The sequence below is a fragment of the Prevotella sp. PTAC genome (assembly GCF_013166535.1).
Lineage (GTDB): Bacteria > Bacteroidota > Bacteroidia > Bacteroidales > Bacteroidaceae > Prevotella.
Genome location: NZ_JABKKK010000001.1, coordinates 208,804 through 230,902, shown reverse-complemented (window position 1 = coordinate 230,902; position 22,099 = coordinate 208,804). Strand labels below are relative to the sequence as shown.

Genomic DNA, 22,099 nt, shown 5'->3' with positions numbered 1-22,099 from the left:
GTTTTGAAGTTTAGTATGCGGTGAGATTGGTGTAGCGAAAAACGAAAGGATAACTGCCAGGTGATGGACAAACCAGTTGAAGACATTAATATATATGGCGAACGAAAGATAATACATGTTGACATGGACGCTTTTTTCGCCTCCGTCGAACAGCGTGATCATCCGGAGTTGCGCGGTGTTCCCGTGGCAGTGGGCCATGACGGGCCTCGCGGGGTGGTGTCGACGGCCAGCTATGAGGCTCGGCGGTTCGGTGTTCGCTCGGCAATGCCTATGGCAAAGGCCAGGCGCCTGTGCCCGGGGCTTGTCGTAGTGCGTGGAGATCATGCGTTATACAAAGCCGTTTCGAGACAAGTACACGGTATATTTGCCGAATATACCGATATAATCGAGCCTCTTTCGATTGACGAGGCCTTTCTCGACGTGACCGAAAACAAGCGCGGTATGCCACTCGCTGTCGACATCGCGAGGGAGATACGGAAACGTATACGTGCCGAACTGTGTCTGACGGCATCGGCGGGAGTGTCTTACAACAAGTTTTTGGCAAAGATAGCGTCGGAGATCCGTAAGCCTGACGGGCTTACTGTCATTCATCCTGACCGTGCTTCGGAATTTATATCGAGGCTTAAAATAGAAGATTTCTGGGGTGTGGGGCCTCGCACGGCCGACCGTATGCACTACATGGGAATATTCACCGGCGCCGATTTGCGCCGCTGTTCGCTTCGGCATCTGTGTGAAGTGTTCGGCAAGATGGGGCGTGTGTATTACGATTTTGCCCGTGGCATCGACATGAGGCCGGTCGAAACGGAATATGTCCGCAAGTCGCTTGGATGCGAACAGACTTTCGCCGAAGACATAAAAACATTGTCGGCGGCGCTTATCGAGTTGTATCATGTGGTGCTCGAGCTGGTGCGTCGCATTGAGAAAGGCCGTTTTGAGGGTCGCACTCTGACGCTGAAGGTAAAGTATTCCGACTTCAATCAGATAACGCGCAGCATCACGCAACACAAAATTTTACAGACAAAAGACGATATTCTGCCTCTTGCCAAGCGATTGTTGAAGGAGGCCGGTCACCCTGCCGAACGCCGGATACGCCTTATCGGCCTGTCCGTTTCAAACCCGTCGATAGACGCAGGCATGCACCGCGACGAGTGGTTTGAGGGCTATCTGGAGTTTGACGAGTGGGAATGAGTATAAGAATATAGTTTTATTGATATCTATTCACAGGCAGTGTAGGGACTTATTCTTGTATTTGTCCGCAGCCCGTAAGGGCTAAGACGCAATATAGAATATGTTTTGGACATATAATAATAAAGTAAAGGCGATAGTAATGACTTAGCCCTTGCGGGCTGCGGACAAATACAAGAATAAGTCCCTACTTGCTGGCTGATATTTTGTTATGCCAAACTGACGTTGTGAAAATGCTTATTTAGTGTTTGTTTTGATATAATAAATAATACAGGCGGGGTGATGCTGCCTGTATTATTTTGCATTAATTATCAAATGGTTATTGTTGTATTAGATGCTACTGTCGCATCAACCTCATATCCGACTTTCATTACTGCCTTGCCACCACAGGGGAAAGGAAGACAAGTTAAACAGAAAACAACAACCGATACAGGAGTTCTATTATTTCCTTTTATGTAAATGTCAGATGATGTGAAGTTTACAATATCCCCATTGGGAGTAATTAAATTGCGTATTTTTATTCCAAGACGGCCTCTTGTTCCAAAACATGTCGACCGCTTCGCTTCATATACAACACCTTTAGCTAATGAACCGGCGGGTATGGCAATTCTACCATCAACGATAATATCTCTTGTAACTTGAAAGTCTACAGGCTCTCCTTCATGCGCTTTTGCTCCTCTGACTTCTTTGATAGCTTCTAATGGAACGATTGTACCGGCTTTAATTGTGACTTGTTCTTTTTGTGCAAAGCACGACAAACTTGCAGACAGCAGAATTGTCAATGATAATAAAAAGTTTTTCATTTGTTTTATTAATTTGTGCCATAAATCCCCTGAAGCGGCTGTTTATATTTTAAAAGCGTGGGGACTATTGGATATTGTTTCTTCGAGGTTGTGGAAGGACCCGCATACAAACAATAAACAATAACTCACGCTATTAGATATAATATACCATTGGCATGGATATAATAATAATAATCATAAGCGTGAGCATTATTGCTATCACCCCTGTATGCTTGAAACTTCCACATTTCGAAGAGGGATAATATCTTTAACGCTCTGTTTACTAATCAATCCGTATATAATGTCATCCCTATGACATATCGGATATATGCTGTAAAGATAATAAAAAGTATATTACGAAGTGCAAAGAGTGCTATGAAATATGTTGATGTAGTTCAAATTTATATGCAAATCAGTAGTTTAATCCGAACATCCAGAGAGGTATTACGTTCCCATATCCATACTCTATGTCGTCTTTTACGATATAGGCATGTTCGAGACCGTCTATCTGTTTCTGTCCTTTCTTTCGCCCGCCGATTTCGAATGTGATGCCGTTTATCTCGAAATCGGATACCTTTGAGGCTATACCAGGATTGTTTACACGCATCTGGTTGTAGAAAAACGTCTCCCTTATATTACCTATATTGACATTGTCCCGCCCCAGATTATATGCTATATTGGTGTTGTCGAGATATACTTTTTCCGTTTTTCCCAGTCCTCTTATTCCTCCGGTAGTGTCTTTCACCTGTGCAATCATCCCCGCTCTTTCTATGTAATACAGGTAGTCGCTTAGGCTGTTCCTGCTTATTCCTATCATCTCCGCCAACTTGCTGGCATTCGGTTTGAATGGTACGCTTTCGGCAATGATGGCCAACAACTGTTTAAGTTTCTTTCCGGTAGACACGTTCATCTCGGCATAAGTGGGTATGTCGGTCTCCATTGTCTGGTTGATGACCTGCTGCAGCTCTATCTCAAAGGCTGCATCGAGGCCGAAAGGATAATATCCCCGACGTAGATAATCGTTGAAAAGGGGCAGGGGATGGTCGGTGCCCGGTATCCTTACTTCCCCTTTCAGTATGTCGTCGAGGGTGTAGGTGCTTGCTTCAATGTCGTGGAACAGGTGCAGATACTCTCTGAACGACAGTCCCTGCATCTCATATATAGGAGCTCTTCTGCTGAGGTCGGCCGCCCCTTTATATATGTCCAATACGGAGGAGCCGGTGAAACCGACGGTCAGTTCCGGCATGGTGTCGTATATTTGTTTAAGCTCTTGCGACCAGTTCTTGTATTTATGAACCTCGTCTATGAACAGGTTGCGGCCGTTCTGCTTTACAAATCTGTCGGCCAGCCCGATCAGACTATGGGTCGAGAAATACATATTGTCCGCCGAAACATATAGCGTTTCGGATATATTCAGATGCTCTTTGATGTATTGTAATATCATCGTTGTCTTGCCGACACCTCGCGGTCCCACAATCCCAAACATCCTTTTGTGCGCTCCTATCTCTTTGAACTTATACCTTTTGAAACTTAACGAGGTATAGTTCAGCAACACTTTCATTGTATTATATAACTGTTCCATTATCTTGTTCCTGTGATTGTCGATGCTGCAAAGATAATGAAAAAATGCACTATGAGAGTGCAAAAACAGCGAAAAAATGCACTTTTGGAGTGCAATTTTCGCAAAAATCGAGTGAAAATGATGATTTTTTTACTCTATTAACAAACTGTTATTTTTTGCTGGCTGGTTGACTTTTGACATCAAAACACCGGATTGCAACATGGAAATCACAGTTTCATAACATCGCGCCAATAGGTCTTTTTAACTTTGTGCGTTATTGTTTTACTATTTTCTTCAATATCTATTTCTGTCCTTCCATATTCGTCTTTGGCTCCATCAAAGTCCATGAAAGAGATGGATGAACCAAAATTATCTTTGTAATTGAATTCTCTCTCGTTGGCAGAACCGTCTGTTGTGATTGTGCCGAACAAGATCTTATCGGGTATGTCGGATGCTTTACCACCTTTCTTGTATTTTAATAGTCGTGAAGTGGTGGTACTGTGATACTCGTAGCTATTGTCTTCTTTAACGTCAATACGGATGATACTGTTGTCTGTTACATCGAACAGACAGGCATAAGGAACCCATTTTTCTGCTTGTAATGACCGATGCAAGCTTTTAATCTCTTCTTGCTGCAATGCTCCGAGCATTTGTTTCTCTCTGTCAGAGTAATAGTTTACGGCGGTTAATATATCGTAAACGCTAAGTTCGCTCAGTGTACCGCGGCGTTCTCCAAATCCATATCCTCGCCAACCGCAAGAATACCAATTGTCGATTGTTGCTCTTTTTATTCTTTCCCTGAACTTATTATCAAACATGATGTCGAAATATTTGATAAGTTGTTCGGAGTTTTGAATGTCGTAAAGCGGGTATTTGCGTTCCAAAGGGAAAAGACATAGTGAGGCTAATTTGCGCTTATTACCATTAGCAATGCTCGTCATTATTACGCTTAGGCTATCCTTGCTGCCGCTGATTTCGTTATAATCCGTACACTGATTAGTCGCTTTTTGTGCAGCATAATTACCGTCTTCGCCGGTACTTATGCCACTGTTATCAGTGTAGTTATTCATGTCCGGTTCATATTTTTCGTGTGGTTTGCCTGTTGGATTGTTATTGCAAGATACGGCCGTAATGCCTAAGTACAGCACGGCTTTTAATAATAGGCTGATGATTCTTTTGTGATTGATGATTCTCATATTCGTTTTAATCCGTTATCTTTGCGAAAGTTGGCGTAACGATAGTGTCTCTTATACCCAAACTAAGAGCATTTCCATTAGTGTCAAAATATTGATATGCATAATGAATAAGAACAATACCTTTTTTTCTTCCTCCGGTTCTGCAACTTCATAACCTGACATTCTAAAAGCAACAGGAGTATCAAGATAATCCGTAATTTCAACTGGCAAGTGCAAAATTAGTGTTTCTTTTTATGATATATTACCCACAAAAGGTCATCAAAATATTTATTTATATGTTCTTCATGTAAAACATGATTAGGGCATTTTTCCATTTGCAATAGACTTTCTTTTACAGAACTCATAATAAATACGCCATAAGGATATGCAATCTTTATTAAAAAATATATGTAAATACCATAGCATGGATATAGTATAATGTTTATAAACAATTCTATATCTTTCATGAAATCGTTAAAATAACCAATTGACCACCAAAAAAATATAAACTCAAAAATTCCAAATAACACACATGCTACATTTAGTCTATTGGAAAAGACTTTTTCTTTATATTCAATTCTTTCCCTTTCTTTTTCTATAATAGCTATATACGAATTGATGTCATTACGTGTGATACCATAATCAGAGTATTTCAGGGTGTCTTCTCCATTATCGTAGTATACAAAATCTAATGGAGTTTTATAGAAATCAAAACGGTGGTAATGATTTTTATTGTAGAGAACTTTACTATTATCTTCCATCATAATCAATGAATATAGGGTCAAACAATGCTGGAATACTTCCTGTTAATATACTTATTAGTATTACAAAAACAGGAAAAGGTAAAATCGTTGCTAATGTAAGCTTGAATATAACATTTTCAACATAGATGTAATTACAAAAGCTTTGGATTGCCCACAAAGTCATTATTCCTGCAAAAACAAACAATCCTGTGTAAAAGCAAATAAGAATTATCGCAGCAATTATGCTCCATCCGGAAGCAGATGAAATTGTATTTATGACCATGTTAATCCAAAAGAATATGAGTTCAATACCAGTCGGCCATATCCATACAAAAAAATTATCTTCTTTATTTTTATTTTCCTCCATATATATGATTATTTTAAAACAAACCTATTTCTTTGCCGTTGTTTACTCCCATATAATCAAATCCTTTGGTAGTGTGATTCGTTTGGGTTCTCCCTTTTTTCCTGTTATGAAGTATTCTTTGGCCAGTGTTTCTTGGAAACGGATTAAGAAAGCCTCTTTTATTCTAGTACACTTCTCATTAATGGAATTTTTAAGCGGGTCGGTCACATTAATAATACTATCATTATAAGTTTGAACGACTGTTTGCTGATTCGATGTTTTTATTCCTTTAATATCGTTGTATATATACGATAACTCTTGTCTGTAATCCACTAATTCCTTAAAGAGGATGCCCTCGGGATGACGCAAGAACAGTAAATACACTGCTTTTACCAACGGAGTCATTATTATTTCTATGTTATTATAGTCGGGGAGAACAATTCGATAGTCCTTACTTATGACTATACGGCTGAGCTTAACGTTCTGCTCTACCAACTGTTCTAGTATTATCTGGCTGATGCCTTTGCTTCTGAGAAAGTCAATTTTTGTCTTTACTTCATCAAGCAGGCACTGTGTTTCTTCATCAAAATTATCATCGGCATTATATAAAATTTTCTTTGTCGCATCATCGGAATACTCTTGTTTACGATTAATGGCTGGATAGTTGTTTCTTTCTAAGAAGTAGCTTTTTGTAGAATCAGCTATAAAATCTGCCATGTTATAAAAGAAATCTCCGGGAGATGTGATATTATCTATGTCAAGTTCATATAGGGAGTATGTAATATCTGATTTGGCACTTTTATATATTGAAATACCATTTATATATACACAATAGTGTATTGCAAAGCAAGGCTTAATATTGTCTCTTTCTTCTGGATGACTCATATAGTCGAGCAGGAAGCTGTTTTCCAGCCTTGTTAGGTTTGAATTAGATCCTTTATCGTAGTGAGGCATCCAATAACGGATTACTTTTTCCTGCTTTTCTATGTTTTTATTGAGAAATGGCAGATAGATAAAAGTCAAATCTCTTTTTGCAAAACATTTAACAATAGTATCAAGATTGTCAATAATAAACCTGTTAAATTTTTCGTCATACCCATTCTCCACAAAAATGACCTCGTCTTTTTGGGGTTCAAATGGCAGATGATTCAATGACAACAGTTTGGGACTTTCTTTATATGTATTTGGTTGTTCGGGCATATCGAAATCCGATGGAGGATAATGGCAGATAATATCTTCTCTATTAATTATTTGTTTGAATAATCTTTTTATAAATGACAACATAGGTTGAATGATTTTTTATGGGTATTAATCTGTGGCAGGATTGATTGTATTGTCTTGCTATATTGTTTCTTTTTTATCCTTTTCCATAAAGTAAAGAACTGTGATGAATATAGCGACAAGCACGTCGACGACATTCCATATAGTACGTCCTAGTGCAATCTTTATAAACGGTTGAAACAATATTGCTAATGCGCTGAACGTGATGGCAAGGTTTTCTTTCTCTTCTTTATAATAATTATATGCCATTATCGAAAAAACTACCACCGACACAAATCTTATTAATTCATAATAGCTATATGGCATTTTTGTGAGGCAGAGTAGGAGCATTAATGCTAAAATAAGTTTTAGATACTTCATAATTAATACTTTTGTTTTAAACATTTGTAATCTGATTTATATGAGATTACTTTATGCAGCTTTGGAGCTTGCTTTATTATTCTAATCATGTCTGCTTTTTTATGACGGATATGAACACGCTTATCTGTAATATCTGTTATTCCCTTTTTCACCAAATATAAATGATATAGTTAAAACAATAGTTGATAACCACCACCATATATTATACGCAGTAGTATAATATTCCGCTTTATAAAGAGTGTTACTGTGTAAACTTCTGAGGAAATTAGGAACGAAAAACATTCCATGCCATATCCCCGAATACCATGAATATGTCTCATTCGGGGTTATATCGCATAGCCAATAACTTATTAGCATCCAGAGTAGGAGCTGGATGATTAATCTATATCCAAAAATAATATATAGAATAAATAGAAGAATATAAAATATTGTTGTAAGCATATATAAAATCTTTTAGTTGTTAATACTGTTTGCAAATATAATAAGAAGTAAACTCAATTTACTATAAAATCTTTCTGCAAGACTTGCAGAATAATGAAATATTATTTTGTTTTTGCATTACTGTTTCTTTTTCATAGGCTTATTCTTTTGCGACTATAAATAGCAAAAAAAAGGTGTGATACCATCCTGTTGTTACTTTCCTGGTATCGCCAAACACCTGTACACATACAACAGCGACGCTCACACCATACGATGCAAGCATTCGCTTCTTACTGCTGATGTGTACTCTAAATTTGGCGATTTTGGAAAGTACATCAAGTAAAAGCAAACACTTTCTTTTCTCTCTATGTCTTTGTTAAATTTCTATATCATTCTCTCTATCTTTATTACGTCATTAATTTAGAAGCCGCTTTAAAATTATGCAAGGCTTGTATTTTTTGCAAATATACTTATTCTTTATGAAAATAAGCATCCTTTCTATATAAAAAAACCACTAAATTATATTTGCCTTCTATCTACTTATTATTATATAAAAATTTGGCGGATTACACGTGAAATGAAAAATATCTCTCGTATAATCCGCCAAATAAATAGTATATGCTTATATTTAAAGTCTTGACGTGCTTAGAGTTTCGCCAGTTCGATAACCTTGTCCACAGCGGCGCTCAGTCCGTCGGCGTTCTTTCCGCCTGCTGTCGCATAGTGGGGCTGTCCGCCTCCGCCTCCTTGGATTAGTTTTGCCGCTTCACGGACAATCTGGCCTGCGTTCAGTCCGTGGCCGCTCACCATGTCGTCGCTCAGCATCACGCTCAGCATCGGTTTGTCGGCGGCCACCGTTCCGATGACGCAGAGCAGGTTTTCAGGCACTGCCTGACGTATCTTGAACACCAAATCCTTGGCTGCCGTGGCCTCCATGGGCAGTACGGCTGTGATTACCGTTGTGCCGTTGATGTTGCGTGCCTTCTGCACGAGAGTCTCTTTGGCGCGCTCCACGGCCTGGGCTTGGAAGTGTTCGATTTCCTTTTTCATCGAGTCGTGCTCCTCGATATACTTTCCGATGACGCCGCGCAGGTCTTTGGCGTTGTTGAACAGCGCCTTGATAGACTTAATGATGTCTTCAAGATTGTACATCATCTCCTCGCATTCCTTGCCCGTCTTGGCCTCGATGCGGCGTATGCCGGCGGCCACGCTGCTTTCGCTTATGATCTTGAACATGCCTATGCGGCCTGTAGACGAGGCATGGATACCTCCGCAGAACTCGCAGCTGGGGCCGAAGCGCACCACGCGCACTTTGTCGCCATACTTCTCTCCGAAGAGGGCGATGGCTCCGAGCTTCTTGGCTTCCTCTATCGCGATGTCGCGATGCTCGTCTATGTGTATGTCCCGGCGTATCATGTCGTTCACCATCCGCTCCACTTTTCTTATGTCCTCGTCGCTTACTTTCTCAAAGTGCGAGAAGTCGAAGCGCAGCGTGTCGGCGCTTACGTAAGAGCCTTTCTGCTCCACATGGTCGCCGAGCACCTGTTTGAGGGCGTAGTCGAGCAGGTGGGTGGCAGTGTGGTTGGCTGCGCTTCCGTCGCGTTTGTCAGTGTCCACGCAAGCCATGAAGTCAGCCTCGATGTTCTTCGGCAGTTCTTTCACTATGTGTACGCTCTGGTTGTTCTCTCTCTTGGTGTCTATTACGGCCACGGTCTCGGTCTCGCTCACCAGCACTCCGCAGTCGCCTACTTGGCCGCCCATCTCACCGTAGAATGGCGTGTGGTCGAGCACCAACTCGTAATATGTGTTCTTCTTCTGTGTCACCTTGCGGTAGCGCAGTATCCTGCACTCGTGCTCAGTGTAGTCATAGCCCACGAATTTCTGTTCGCCGGGAGCCAGTTCCGTCCAGTCAGAGCTTTCCACCTGGGCGGCATTGCGTGCCCGCTCTTTCTGTTTGCGCATCTCCTCGTCAAACTGTTTTCCGTCTACCGTCACGCCGTTCTCTCGGCATATCAGCTCGGTGAGGTCGAGCGGAAATCCGTATGTGTCGAAAAGGCGGAAGGCCTGTGCGCCGTCAAGCTCGCTCTTGCCGGCCGCTTTCAGATTGTCCATGGCTCCGTTGAGCATGCTGATACCCTTGTCAAGGGTGCGGAGGAACGAGTCTTCCTCTTCCTTGATAACCTTGCCGATAAGCTCGCGCTGTGCTTCCAGTTCGGGATATGCCCTTCCCATCTCGCCGATGAACACCGGCAACAGGCGGAACATGAATGCTTCTTTCTGCCCGAGGAACGTATATGCGTAGCGCACGGCACGGCGCAGTATCCGGCGGATGACGTAACCGGCCTTGGCGTTGCCCGGCAGCTGACCGTCGGCGATGGAGAACGCCACGGCACGCAGGTGGTCGGCAATCACTCGCATGGCCACGTCGGTGTTCTCGTCCTTGCCGTATTCCATGCCCGAGAGGCGTGCAATCTCTTTTATTATCGGTTGGAACACGTCGGTATCGTAGTTGGAGTGCTTGCCTTGCAGGGCGCGCACCAGACGCTCGAAGCCCATACCGGTGTCTATCACGTTCATGCCGAGCTTTTCAAGAGAACCGTCAGCCTTGCGGTTGAACTGCATGAACACGAGGTTCCATATCTCTATCACCTGCGGATCGTCCATGTTCACCAGCTCGCGTCCCGGTGTCTTGGCTTTCTCCTCAGGTGTGCGCGAGTCGAGATGGATTTCCGAACAGGGACCGCAGGGGCCTGTGTCGCCCATCTCCCAGAAGTTGTCGTGCTTGTTTCCGTTGATGATATGGTCGGCCGGCACGTGCTTGGCCCATATCGCCGCAGCCTCGTCGTCACGGTCGAGACCCTCTTTTTCCGAGCCTTCGAAAACTGTGACATACAGGTCTTTCGGGTCGAGTTTGAGCACGTCCACGAGATATTCCCATGCCATGTCTATGGCGCCTTCCTTGAAGTAGTCGCCGAAGCTCCAGTTGCCGAGCATCTCGAACATCGTGTGGTGGTACGTATCGTGTCCCACCTCTTCGAGGTCGTTGTGCTTTCCGCTCACGCGCAGACACTTCTGAGAGTCTGCCCGGCGGCGCGGTTCCGGCTCGCGCGTGCCGAGGATGATATCTTTCCACTGGTTCATGCCGGCGTTTGTGAACATCAGCGTCGGGTCGTCTTTGATGACCATCGGTGCCGATGCCACGATGGCGTGTCCTTTCGACTCGAAAAACTTCTTGTATGAGTCGCGGATTTCGTTTGCTGTCATCATAATTATTTCGTGATTATAAAATTTATTCTTGTTCAAAACCGACTGCAAGGATTATGCAAATCGGATGCAAAGATAATGCAAGCCTGATGCGTCGGGAGCTTGTTCCCGATGCCGGGGCACCGCTTATCTTCTGCAAAGATACTCCGTTTTTGCAATATCTGCAAATCTTTTCTTTGTTTATTAATGTGAAACAGCTGCATTGCAGGCTATCTGCAATATATGTGTTGATGCAATTGTTTTTTTCTCACAGGCAGGTATAGTGAATATATAGCATAATGTATAAGATATAGTTCTGTGTGTTGTTGGTAATTGCCTGGATATGAGCTAAAGCATCATCAGTCTTGCACAACTATGCAAAACGTATTGTTATGGAAAATAATGATACTTAATTCATATTCAGATTGTAGATTGAATGGGAGTTGGGTCAGTCTTCCCATACTATCAGATTCTGCGGCAGTGCAATCTTTTTCGATTTGCCGCGCTCGCCTGTTATAAAATAGTTGCAGGCCTGTGACTCATGGATTTTCAGGAGAAAAGCCTCTTTTATCCTCGTGCACTTTTCGTTTATGGAATTGTTTAGAGGGTCGGTAACGTTGAGAATGTTGTCGCTATATTTCCTAATGCCCATTATTCTCTTTGACGAGCCGGCGCATCCTCTTATGCTGTCGTATATTACAGACAACTCTTTCCTGTGGTCGGGCAAGCTCTTAAAGCGTATCCCTTCCGGGTGTTTGAGGAACAGCAGGAACACAGCCTTTACGAGCGGAGTCATCGTTATTTCCGTATTGTTATATTCCGGTAGTGTTATCCTGTAGTCTTTGCTGATGATTATCCGGCTTAACTCAATGTCCGGCTTTACCAGTTCGCTCAGTATGACGTCGCTGATGCCTTTCCGTCGGAGCAGTGCGATCTTGTATCTCACGTCTTCAAGCAACTTCATGGTTTCGTTGTCGAAGGCGTCGTCGGCATCTTCATATTCTCTTTTGCCCCACGAACATAGGCCAGACCACCAGAACAGTTTTCCAGCGATGTGCTCGCTCAGGCATTCAAAGTAGTCTTTTACATCTTTTGCTTCGCTTATGTCGAATTCGAAAGTATCGAAAAAATCGGTCCATGATGTTTCTGCCTTGCCCCCGTAAAACTCCGTTTCATTGAAGGAATAGTTGTATCTTACAAAACAAGGCTTTATCTTTGTCCTGTTTTCAGGCCGCTTCATGAAGTCGAGAAGATAGTCGCTTTTTAGTGCCGGCAGTTCGCCTTTCTCTCCTGTTTCCCTGTCCGGATAGTGATAGCGCCATATACTTTTGTCCATAAGGTCTTTGCCGATGAGCGGCAGATATATGAACATGAAGTTTCTCTTGGCAAAGCATCTGCGTATCAGGTCTATATTGTCGCAAATGCACCTGTTGGCCGCTTCGTCATATTCGTTCTCAACGTATATCACTTCCTCGTGTACAGGCTCGAATTTCAGGTCGTGCACTCTGACGGCATTGTGCATTACTGTGTATTTGCATTTGGGCTCATCGTTCCTTGTCATGCTGTAGTCGAAGACTTCATTGTATGGCAATGGCTCGTATTTCTTGCGTCTGAATGGATTTTTAAACATTTATGTAATAGTTTCTGTTTGCTGATTATTATGAACGGTGTAGCTATGCGGATTGTTTCTCTTTCTGTTTAACCGAACAGGAAGCCGAATAGCGCTACAAATGCTGCTATGGAAAGGCCGATTAGAAGAACATGGAGTATCAGGTAGCCGCAGCCGAGAGCCCCTCCTAAGGCTCCTGCAAATGCACTTGAACCTCTTTCTCCCTCATTGCCGGAGAAGAAACCGATAATTCCGCCCAATACGGCAATTATCAAAACAATTATTAACCAGTTTGGCATATCCTTTTATTTTTATTGTTGTTAATAAGCATCCTGTTTATGTCAAGCCTTCTTCCGCTCTTTCATCCATATCATTATGAGCAGTATCGCTAAGGCAATGTCGACCGTATTCCATATAGCGCGGCCAAGCGCTATCTTGAAAAAAGGCTGGAACAGAAGGGCCAGGGCGCTGAATGTAATCATCAGATTGCCGTTCTCCGCTTTATTATACCGATACGCCATGACGCCGAAAGCCACCATGGCTGCGAAACGTACCAACTCGTAATACCAATAAGGCATCGGTGCGAGACAGACGACGAGCATTGATGCTAAAACCGGAAGTAGTGTCTTCATATTGTTGTATTATTCTTGTTTGATTCTTCTTTAGGCGCTTTGTTTATCCAGATCATTGCGGACAGGGTTATTACTAATAGTACAAAGAAATCTACTATGAGCGATAACATGAAATCATTGACGGCATAGAAGTAAATGGAGAGAATATAAAATATGAATAACAGTGGAATTGAAATGCAGGAAAGTACAGTTCTTTGCTTTCTTTCGCTCCATTCATTCTTCATTATACCACTTCTTTCCAATAGCGATAGCAGCAGTATCTCTTTGAAATCAAACTTTTTCTTGACTGATACATAATATCCGAATATAGTGATATAGATTAGAGCGAAGGGAAAGGAATAAATCCCTATCACTCCACGTTCACTACCCATAATACACACGTTTACAAGCGATATGCCAGCAATAAGAATCAACCAAAGAATCTTTTTCATTGTAATAATAAACTGTTTGTCGGTTATGAATTGACTGCAAATTTAATCATTAATACCGAAAGCCGCAAATTTTACCGTCTTGCAAGCCTTGCAGATGCCGGTATTGTTCTGCAAGTACAGCTGTATTGCCTGGCATTTAAAGATAGTAGTGCTGTTCGTATTTTATATATCTGCAAATCTTTTCTTTGTTTATTAATGTGAGATTTCCCTGTCACGGTGTGCAGTGGGCGGCCGTATATATGCCGAAGTATATCTTGATGATGCTTGTTTTCACCGGTTTTTCATTGTAAATTTGTTCTGTTTACAACCGTTTTTAATCGTCAAGACTATGATAAATATTTACAAAACACCCGCTCGCTTGTGTGCGGCAGACATCGGAAACCGTATATTTATGCACTTCGTGGCAACCGTGATATTTGATAAACCGCCGGCTCCCGGCCTCGCATGACATTATGTTATGTGACCGGCGGAGTACGCTTTGCGCTCCGCATGCGGCGTGTCGTGCATCCCGATGTGCGATGACTCCATGTCCGAGCGGCGTGCGCAGGCTCCCGACCATTGTGTCGGGAGCCTTTTTTGTTGCTCTGTCGGGCATGTTGCCGTGTTTCATCAGGATACCTGTTGTGTTTCATTCGGATACCGAATGTAGCGCAATGACTATCCAAACACACTGCAACGACTATCCCATTGCGCTGCAACGACTATCCCGCTGCGGAACATTGGGAAAATGGCAGTCCGGCGATGGAGCGTTTGTCAAAAAACGAAGTTAAACCGCCTGCTTTTTGTTCGGATATTGCATAAATCAGAGGCTGTATTGCATAAAAATACGAAAACAGACGCATCGCTTTTATATGACGTTTTGTTTACAGATTCATCGCCCGACGATGCTCTTCCGTGCATGCCGCGGAAGCAATAAATGGATGCCGCGCCTCAAAATCCTTTTGAAAGTCTTGCGTGTACACTCCGTTTTTTCTACCTTTGTAGAAAAGAATTTGCATCCCGGCAATTACTTTTATAATCATGTTTCATTAAAACGGCGAATTATGGCGCTTAATCTGAATAAAAACCTGAAATTGTACTATTCCATCAGCGAGGTGGCACGTATGTTTGAACTCAACGAGAGTACGTTGCGTTACTGGGAGCGTGAGTTCCCGTATCTGCGACCCAAGACCACGGGACCGAGCAATGTGCGCCAGTATACCGAGAAAGATATAGAGCAGATAAAGCTTATATATAATCTCGTGAAGGTTCGCGGCTTCAAACTCGCCGCCGCAAAGAAAATCATCAGCAACAACCGTTCGGGAGCCGACAAGACAGCTGAGGTACTCGAGCGCCTTGCCGGTATCAGGGAAGAGCTTCTCGCACTGAAGCGTCAGCTCGATTACCTTGAATAGTATTTCATTTGAATAGAATATTCTTTTTGTTTATATAGAGATATGAACACCAAAGTCATCGGATATTTGCTCGGCGCCTTGGCCGAGATCTCATACGGTACCAATCCTCTGTTTGCCTTGCCTCTCTATCAGGCTGGCATGGATCCGGATTCGGTTTTGTTTTTCAGATATCTTTTTGCCATACCCATTATAGGTGTGATGCTGAAAGTGCGCGGACGGGGTTTTGCCGTGCGGCGCGCTGAGTTGCCGCCTCTCGTCATGTTGGGGTTGCTTGTGGCCGTGTCTTCGCTCACTCTGTTTGAGAGTTATAACTATATGGACGTGGGAATAGCCTCGACATTGCTGTTCGTGTATCCTGTGATTGTGGCTTTGATAATGACGTTGATGTTCAAGGAGCGTCTTACCGTTCAGACTGTGGTCAGCATTGGCGGTGCGCTCGTGGGCATCGCTCTGCTCAGCATTGGTGAGGGTGGTATGGCACTCAGCGGTACCGGTACGGCACTTGTGTTCGGTTCGGCACTGTCTTATGCCATATATCTGGTGGCGGTGAACCGCAGTTCGATAGGCTCCATGCCCACATTGAAGGTCACTTTCTATATGCTTACGTTCGGTTTGAGTCTGTTTGTGGTGCGGCTATGTATCGGCGACGGTCTGCATGTGCCGCCGTTGGGAGGTTGGTATCTTTGGGCCAACTTAATAGCGCTGGCCGTTTTCCCCACAGCCATCTCTTTTTTATGCACCACAGCCGCCATCAAGCATATCGGCTCTACGCCTACTGCCATTCTCGGTGCTCTCGAACCGGCCACGGCAGTGTTTTTCGGTATGGTCGTATTCGGGCAGCAGATGCTCCCGCGGGAGTGGTGCGGTTTTGTGCTCATCATCCTGTCGGTGTCTGTCGTGGTGGCGGGCGGCGGAGTCACGCGCTATCTCTTGCGCATGAAGAGACTCTTTCCCAGAATAAGGCGCAAGCCCTGCCGGGACGAATGACGGACAGACTGTGCGTCAGGCTCATGGCGTGCATGTCGTGACGGGGATAGGGTTTATATATGAAAGAAACCGGTAATGATATAAAACTGTTTGTTATGAGAACGAGATTGACTGCTGTTATGCTTCTTGTCTGCTGTATGCTGGCAGCGCAAGGCACGGTTGAAGACTATAAGCGTGCTTATGCGCTACGTGGCAAGTACGGGCACGGAAAGGTGTTTTACTCTGATGTAAGGCCGCAGTGGATAGGCAGAAGTCATCGGTTTTGGTACGTGAGGGCAACCCCGGAGGGTAGGGCGTACGTGACGGTGGACGCCGCACGGAAACGGCGTGGCGAGTTGTTTGACCACAAGAGACTGGCGAAAGCGCTTGGGGAAAAGACCGGCAGGAGCGTTTCTTCCGGTGGCATGTATCTCGAACGGTTATCGGTGAGCGACAGGCTGGACACGCTACGGTTTGCTTTTGCCGGCCGCCGCTGGGTGTACGATACGAAGAGAGCCCGGCTTACAGACCGTGGCACGGTGAAGCCACCACAAGGACAGCGTCTGTGGAGTGAGCGTGACGACGAGAAATGGGCGGCACCTGCCGTTTCTCCCGACGGGAAATATACCGCCTATATCAAGGATAATAACATTTTCGTGCGTACTGTGGCGGGAGGAAAGGAGCGGCAGTTGAGCGTGGACGGCACAGAGGGTAATTACTATTCGGCATATATATACTGGTCGCCCGACAGCAGAAAGGTGGCGGCTTGCAAAATTCGAGATACCGAGAAACGGTATATTTATTACGTTGAGTCTTCTCCGGAAGACCGCCTTCAACCGAAACTTCATAAACAGGAATATGCAAAGCCAGGCGATGAACTGCCATTTAAAGTGCCGTGCGTGTTTGATGTGGAGAGCGGACAGGCTGTAATTCCGTCTACAGAGCTTTTCGACAGGCAGTACTACTTGTGGGGACTGCGCTGGGACACAGACGGCGGTGGACTTACTTTCGAGTATAACCAGCGCGGGCATCAGGTTTACAGGGTGCTCGGCATGTCGGCAGAGACTGGCAAGGTGAGCACCATTGTGGAAGAGACATCAGACAAGTATGTGAACTATTCACGCCGTTTCCGTCACGACCTGGGCGACGGTCAGCGGATGATATGGATGAGTGAGCGGGACAATTGGAACCATCTATATATGTTCGACCGTGCATCAGGAGAAGTCCTGCGGCAGATAACGAAAGGCGAATGGTATGTGAGACAAGTGGTGAGGGTTGACGAGGATAATGAGTTGATTTACTTTTCGGCCAATGGAATGCGTAAAGACGAGGACCCGTATCTGATACGTTATTACCGGATCGGTTTCGACGGCGGTGGGCTTACGTGCCTCACTCCGGATGAGGGGATGCACAGCGCATGGTTCTCGTACGACATGAAGTATCTGGTAGACGTGTATTCGAAAGTAGACAAGGCACCTGTGGCTGTGCTGCGCGATGCTGCCGACGGCTCGGTGGTGATGCCGTTGGAAACGGCAGACATAACGGCCCTGCTGGCAGAGGGCTGGAAAGCGCCAGAGGTATTCGCCGCGAAAGGGCGCGACGGCAAGACAGACATGTGGGGAATAATAGTACGCCCGTCAAATTTCGATCCGAAAAAGAAATATCCTGTTGTGGAATATATCTATCAAGGACCGGGCAACCACTATGTGCCCAAGACGTTCATGCCATACGATTATAATATGTCGGCTATGGCGGAGCTTGGTTTTATTGTGGTAATGGTCGACGGAATGGGAACTTCGTTCCGTTCGAGGGAGTTTGAAAACGTGTGTTATAAGAACCTGAAAGATGCCGGTCTGCCCGACCATATAGCGTGGATAAAGGCCGCAGCGGAGAAATATGCCTGCATGGACACGTCGAGAGTGGGCATCTTCGGATGTTCGGCCGGCGGGCAGGAGGCCATGGCCGCTGTGCTATATCATCCTGATTTCTATAAGGCGGCCTACTCGGCGTGCGGTTGTCATGATAACAGGATGGACAAGATTTGGTGGAACGAGCAGTGGATGGGCTATCCTGTGGGTGAGCAATATAAGGACTGCTCGAACGTGGAAAACGCTCATTTGCTTACCCGGCCTCTGATGCTCGTGGTGGGAGAGTTGGATGACAATGTGGATCCGGCTTCCACGATGCAGGTGGCCGATGCGCTGATAAAGGCCGGAAAGGACTTTGAACTGGTGGTTATCCCGGGTGCCCGCCATACCATGGGCGAGAGTTTCGGAGAGCGTAAGCGTTACGATTTCTTTGTGCGTAATCTGCTGAATGTGTGTCCTCCCAGATGGAGCGAGGTGCAAGCGAGGTGACACATATATATAATGCGTGGGTGCGGATATTACTTTCGGTAATTCTCCGCACCCACATGCTTTTATTTCTGTTTTCCGAATGATGTTCAGAGAGCCGACGATGCGGCATTGTTGATCATTTCATCTTTTTATTGCGGTTTTCCTAATGGCATTCAGTATTCCGGTTCCCATGAGTCATTTATGCCGAATACCTTGCTCATCGTGATTTTCGCCGCTTCTTTTTTTGTCAGTTGTCTGCTCCAACCGGCGCGTTTATCCGTTTTAGACCCTTCGCCTCTGTTGTTGTATTCCATATATCGTGCGGTGGTCTCGTTTTCCTTTTTCCTCCAGTTATGCCAACCCTCAGGCCGGATGTGGGTGCCCATGTCGCAGTTCATGAACAGAGTGTAAGCGTATGGTCGCCACGGTCGGCCGAGATAGACCTTGGTTATTCCGGCATCTGCCGTAAGGCGGCAGTTATTGAATATGTAGCCGTAGGGACGGTCTTTGGGTGTTGATGCGGCTGTGATGTATGAGTTGGACTTGCTGTGGATGGTGCAGTTTTCGAACCATGCGGTGGATGGGCCGAATATGAAATCGGTAGTACCTTCGATGTAGCAGTCTTTAAACAGCAGGCGAGTGCCGGCAATTCCTGTATAGACTGTGTCCTGATGACCGAGCAGCCGGCAGTTGACGAATATCAGTCTGTCGCCTTCCGTGTGTATGGCTACGGCCTGTCCGAGACGTGCCGAGTTGTTCTCGATGGTTATGTTTCTAAACGTAATGTCGCTCCCTTCCACTTTCACGGTGTATGTCCTGAATGTCCCTATTCCTTTGGGACGTTCCGCCGATTTTATGTTTGCGTGGTCGTCGTAGGTGATTACGGTGTTGTCTCTGTCCTCTCCGAGTATCTCTATGTTCGTGAGCCATTGCGGGACGATGAGCTTTTCTTTATATACGCCTTTTTTCACGTATATCACTTTGTGGTATTCCATAAAGGCGCGGCACACTTCGATGGCCTCGTCTATCGTGCGGAACTCACCTGTTCCGTCGCGGGCCACTACCAGCGTGTCGGGATTGTCATACTTGTTTGCGGCGCTTGAGCATAGCGTTGCGGCAGCTAAGGCCAGCATCAGGATTAGTTTTCTTCTCATTTCAGGTCTTTTTTGATTTGTTGTTTTTGATTGTTTATGCGTTTTGCCTGTTATCGCCATCAGGTAACAGTGAGGCAATATGGCAGTAGGTTTTTGCCCACCGTATTTTGCGGTGCATGGAAGTATGCCGGATGTTTTGCGGCGTAATTGTCTTCGGTTTGCGGCGGAGCGGAGTGTACCCGTTTGAGGGTGGGTGCGGAGATTACATTATCTGGTTGACCTTTTGCATGTTGTCTATTTTTTTTAGACTGTTGATAATCTCCATTACGTCATCCCTGTCGTGCACGCGCAGTTCTATGATGCCGTCGAATATCCCTTCGTCTGACGAGAGCGTTATTTTATGGATGTTGACGTTCATCTGTTCCGATATGACCTTTGTCACTTCGTTGAGCATTCCGATGCGGTCTATGCCTTTGAGGTGTATGGTGGCGTCGAAGTACAGTCGTTTGTGCATATCCCATTTGGCATCAAGTATCCGGTTGCCGAAGCTCGATTTCAGTTTCGTTGCCACGGGACAGGAACGCTTATGTATCTCGACTTGGCTTTTATTGTCAATAAATCCGAGAATGTCGTCTCCGGGAATAGGATGACAGCAGTGCATGAACTTATATTGTGTAATGTTGTCGTCCGTGATGAATATAGGCTTCTTGCGGTTGAATTTCTCAGGGACGATAAACAGGCTGAGTGGCTTTGAGACACCTTTGCCGTTCTTTCCGTAACTGAGGAAAGGCACGTATTTACGCCATCCCTTGCCGTTCTTAAGCTTTTTATGCTTGCCCTGCAGCTCGTCGATATCCTTTTCACCGAGAATGATTGTCTTTTCGGCCAGTGACAGGAAGAAAATCTCACGTTTTTGCGCTTCATGGAAAGCCGCGAGCTGATCGGCTATGGCGTTCGTGTATTTCATGTCGTGCTTGTCCAGGAACTCATTCAGAATCTCTTCGCCCTGCTTTTGCAGTTCCCTTCCGTCGCGTCGGAGTATCGCTTGTATCTTGGCTTTGGCCTTGGCGGTGGATACGAAGTTTATCCATGACTGCTGGACATGCTGGGATTTGGATGTGAGTATCTCCACTTGGTCGCCGCTTTGCAACTTGTGACTCAGTGGGACGAGCTTATGGTTGACCTTGGCGCCTATGCAATGGCTGCCGAGGAACGTGTGGATGGAGAACGCGAAGTCGAGAGCCGTGCATCCGGCGGGCATCGTCTTTATCTCACCTTTGGGTGTGAAGACGAATATTTCGGATGCGAACAGGTTCATTTTGATTGCGTCAAGGAAATCCATGGCATCGGGCTGCGGGTCGTCGAGTATCTCTTTGATGGTGTGCAGCCATTCGTTCAGTTCGCCTTCGTCTTCCGTAAACTCCACTTGGCCGTCTTCCTTGTACTTCCAGTGCGCGGCAAGTCCCTGCTCGGCAATCTCGTCCATGCGGTCGGAGCGTATCTGAACTTCAATCCAGCGGCCTTGCTTTGACATCAAAGTGACGTGTAATGCCTGATAACCGTTTGCCTTGGGGTGGTTCAGCCAGTCGCGCAGCCTGTCTGGATGAGACTGGTATATCTTGCTGATGGCAACGTAAATGTTGAAGCATTCGTTGATTTCCTCTTCACGGCTTTTGGGCTTGAAGATGATGCGTACCGCGAGGATATCATATATTTCGTCGAATGTGACGTGCTTGGTCTGCATCTTGTGCCAGATGGAATAAGGGCTTTTGATGCGCTCTTTGATGGAGTATTCGATGCCCATCTCCTTCAATGACGCTTCGATTGGAGTGGTAAAGCGGTCGAACAGTGTCTGGCGAGACTCTTGTGTGGATGCCAACTTCCTGCGGATAGAATCATATTGCTCAGGATGCTCGTACCGGAAACTTAGGTCTTCAAGCTCGGTTTTGATTTTATTAAGTCCTAACCTGTTGGCCAGTGGGGCGTAAATGTACAGTGTCTCTCCGGCTATTTTGTATTTCTTGTTTGCCGGTTGACTGTCAAGTGTGCGCATGTTGTGCAGGCGGTCGCATATCTTTATGAGTATGACACGTATGTCATCGCTCATGGTGAGAAGCAGTTTCTTGAAGTTCTCGGCCTGTGCCGAGGCCTGATCACCGAATATTCCGCCGCTGATTTTAGTCAGGCCGTCCACTATCTGGGCTATTTTGGCACCGAAGATATTTTCTATGTCCTCCGTCGTATAGTCCGTATCTTCCACCACATCATGCAGCAGTGCGGCACAAATACTTGTAGACCCCAGTCCGACTTCCTCGCAAGCTATTTGCGCTACGGCTATCGGGTGCATTATATATGGCTCTCCCGACAGCCTTCTAACTCCTTTATGGGCCTGTCTCGCAAAGTTGAATGCCTTTGTGATGATATCCACTTTCTTGCGGTGACGCGACGAAATGTAAGTGTCCAGCAAGTGTTGGAACGCGCCGTTGATTAGCTCAGTGTCTGCCGCTTCTCTCTTAATCTGTTCGTCTTCCATGATTATGC

19 protein-coding genes are annotated in these 22,099 nt (G+C 45.2%); 4 read left to right on the top strand and 15 right to left on the bottom strand.

From position 1 onward, the window contains the following. Nucleotides 1–63 precede the first annotated feature (63 nt). The gene (gene dinB, locus HPS53_RS00980; RefSeq protein WP_172204001.1) at nt 64–1,188 is read left to right on the top strand and encodes a DNA polymerase IV; all 1,125 of its coding nucleotides are present in this window, start codon (nt 64–66) and stop codon (nt 1,186–1,188) included. A 308-nt stretch (nt 1,189–1,496) separates the two neighbouring features. On the opposite strand, the gene HPS53_RS00975 is transcribed toward dinB, so the two are convergent. The 13 genes from HPS53_RS00975 to HPS53_RS00915 all read right to left on the bottom strand — a co-directional run bounded on the left by HPS53_RS00975 (nt 1,497) and on the right by HPS53_RS00915 (nt 14,378). After that, nucleotides 1,497–1,988, bottom strand: a complete 492-nt coding sequence (locus HPS53_RS00975; RefSeq protein WP_104369686.1) for a hypothetical protein — start codon at nt 1,986–1,988, stop codon at nt 1,497–1,499. Nucleotides 1,989–2,379: 391 nt separating this feature from the next. Beyond that, nucleotides 2,380–3,549, bottom strand: coding sequence for an ATP-binding protein (locus tag HPS53_RS00970; protein WP_172203911.1), 1,170 nt, complete (start codon nt 3,547–3,549; stop codon nt 2,380–2,382). 206 nt (nt 3,550–3,755) lie between these two features. Next, complete coding sequence (locus tag HPS53_RS00965) at nt 3,756–4,724, bottom strand: hypothetical protein (RefSeq protein ID WP_104369688.1); 969 nt, start codon at nt 4,722–4,724, stop codon at nt 3,756–3,758. A 218-nt stretch (nt 4,725–4,942) separates the two neighbouring features. Further along, a complete protein-coding gene (locus HPS53_RS00960) occupies nt 4,943–5,467 on the bottom strand; it encodes a hypothetical protein (protein ID WP_146078696.1) in 525 nt (174 codons plus the stop codon). Beyond that, a complete protein-coding gene (locus HPS53_RS00955) occupies nt 5,454–5,813 on the bottom strand; it encodes a hypothetical protein (RefSeq protein ID WP_104369690.1) in 360 nt (119 codons plus the stop codon). The genes HPS53_RS00960 and HPS53_RS00955 overlap by 14 nt, the downstream gene beginning before the upstream one ends. Nucleotides 5,814–5,855: 42 nt before the next feature. Next, a complete protein-coding gene (locus tag HPS53_RS00950) occupies nt 5,856–7,076 on the bottom strand; it encodes a hypothetical protein (protein WP_172203909.1) in 1,221 nt (406 codons plus the stop codon). A gap of 57 nt (nt 7,077–7,133) precedes the next feature. Next, entirely contained in the window at nt 7,134–7,433 is a 300-nt protein-coding gene (locus HPS53_RS00945; protein ID WP_199181779.1) for a DUF6804 family protein, read from the bottom strand. A 1,065-nt stretch (nt 7,434–8,498) separates the two neighbouring features. Beyond that, entirely contained in the window at nt 8,499–11,120 is a 2,622-nt protein-coding gene (gene alaS / locus HPS53_RS00940; protein WP_172203907.1) for an alanine--tRNA ligase, read from the bottom strand. 424 nt (nt 11,121–11,544) lie between these two features. Beyond that, on the bottom strand, nt 11,545–12,726 hold the full coding sequence (locus HPS53_RS00935; RefSeq protein WP_172203905.1) for a hypothetical protein: 1,182 nt from the start codon (nt 12,724–12,726) through the stop codon (nt 11,545–11,547). Nucleotides 12,727–12,794: 68 nt separating this feature from the next. After that, nucleotides 12,795–13,004 carry a hypothetical protein gene (locus tag HPS53_RS00930; RefSeq protein WP_104369694.1) on the bottom strand — a complete coding sequence of 70 codons (210 nt, stop codon included), beginning with the start codon at nt 13,002–13,004 and terminating at the stop codon, nt 12,795–12,797. Nucleotides 13,005–13,046: 42 nt separating this feature from the next. Continuing rightward, entirely contained in the window at nt 13,047–13,337 is a 291-nt protein-coding gene (locus tag HPS53_RS00925) for a DUF6804 family protein (RefSeq protein ID WP_172203903.1), read from the bottom strand. Beyond that, the gene (locus tag HPS53_RS00920; RefSeq protein ID WP_172203901.1) at nt 13,334–13,768 is read right to left on the bottom strand and encodes a hypothetical protein; all 435 of its coding nucleotides are present in this window, start codon (nt 13,766–13,768) and stop codon (nt 13,334–13,336) included. Before HPS53_RS00920 ends, HPS53_RS00925 begins: the two co-directional genes overlap by 4 nt. A 313-nt stretch (nt 13,769–14,081) precedes the next feature. Then, on the bottom strand, nt 14,082–14,378 hold the full coding sequence (locus HPS53_RS00915; RefSeq protein ID WP_172203900.1) for a hypothetical protein: 297 nt from the start codon (nt 14,376–14,378) through the stop codon (nt 14,082–14,084). Between the two features lie 433 nt (nt 14,379–14,811). On the opposite strand from HPS53_RS00915, the gene HPS53_RS00910 reads away from it, so the two are divergent. The 3 genes from HPS53_RS00910 (at nt 14,812) to HPS53_RS00900 (ending at nt 18,485) form a co-directional block, all read left to right on the top strand. Next, on the top strand, nt 14,812–15,162 hold the full coding sequence (locus HPS53_RS00910) for a MerR family transcriptional regulator (protein ID WP_104369713.1): 351 nt from the start codon (nt 14,812–14,814) through the stop codon (nt 15,160–15,162). Nucleotides 15,163–15,204: 42 nt separating this feature from the next. Further along, the gene (locus HPS53_RS00905; protein WP_172203898.1) at nt 15,205–16,149 is read left to right on the top strand and encodes a DMT family transporter; all 945 of its coding nucleotides are present in this window, start codon (nt 15,205–15,207) and stop codon (nt 16,147–16,149) included. Between the two features lie 95 nt (nt 16,150–16,244). Continuing rightward, on the top strand, nt 16,245–18,485 hold the full coding sequence (locus tag HPS53_RS00900; protein WP_172203896.1) for a S9 family peptidase: 2,241 nt from the start codon (nt 16,245–16,247) through the stop codon (nt 18,483–18,485). A 152-nt stretch (nt 18,486–18,637) separates the two neighbouring features. Here the strand turns inward: HPS53_RS00900 and HPS53_RS00895 are convergent, their stop codons facing one another. Further along, nucleotides 18,638–19,618, bottom strand: coding sequence for a pectinesterase family protein (locus HPS53_RS00895; RefSeq protein ID WP_172203894.1), 981 nt, complete (start codon nt 19,616–19,618; stop codon nt 18,638–18,640). Between the two features lie 202 nt (nt 19,619–19,820). Then, complete coding sequence (locus tag HPS53_RS00890; protein WP_172203892.1) at nt 19,821–22,091, bottom strand: bifunctional (p)ppGpp synthetase/guanosine-3',5'-bis(diphosphate) 3'-pyrophosphohydrolase; 2,271 nt, start codon at nt 22,089–22,091, stop codon at nt 19,821–19,823. Nucleotides 22,092–22,099: the final 8 nt, after the last annotated feature.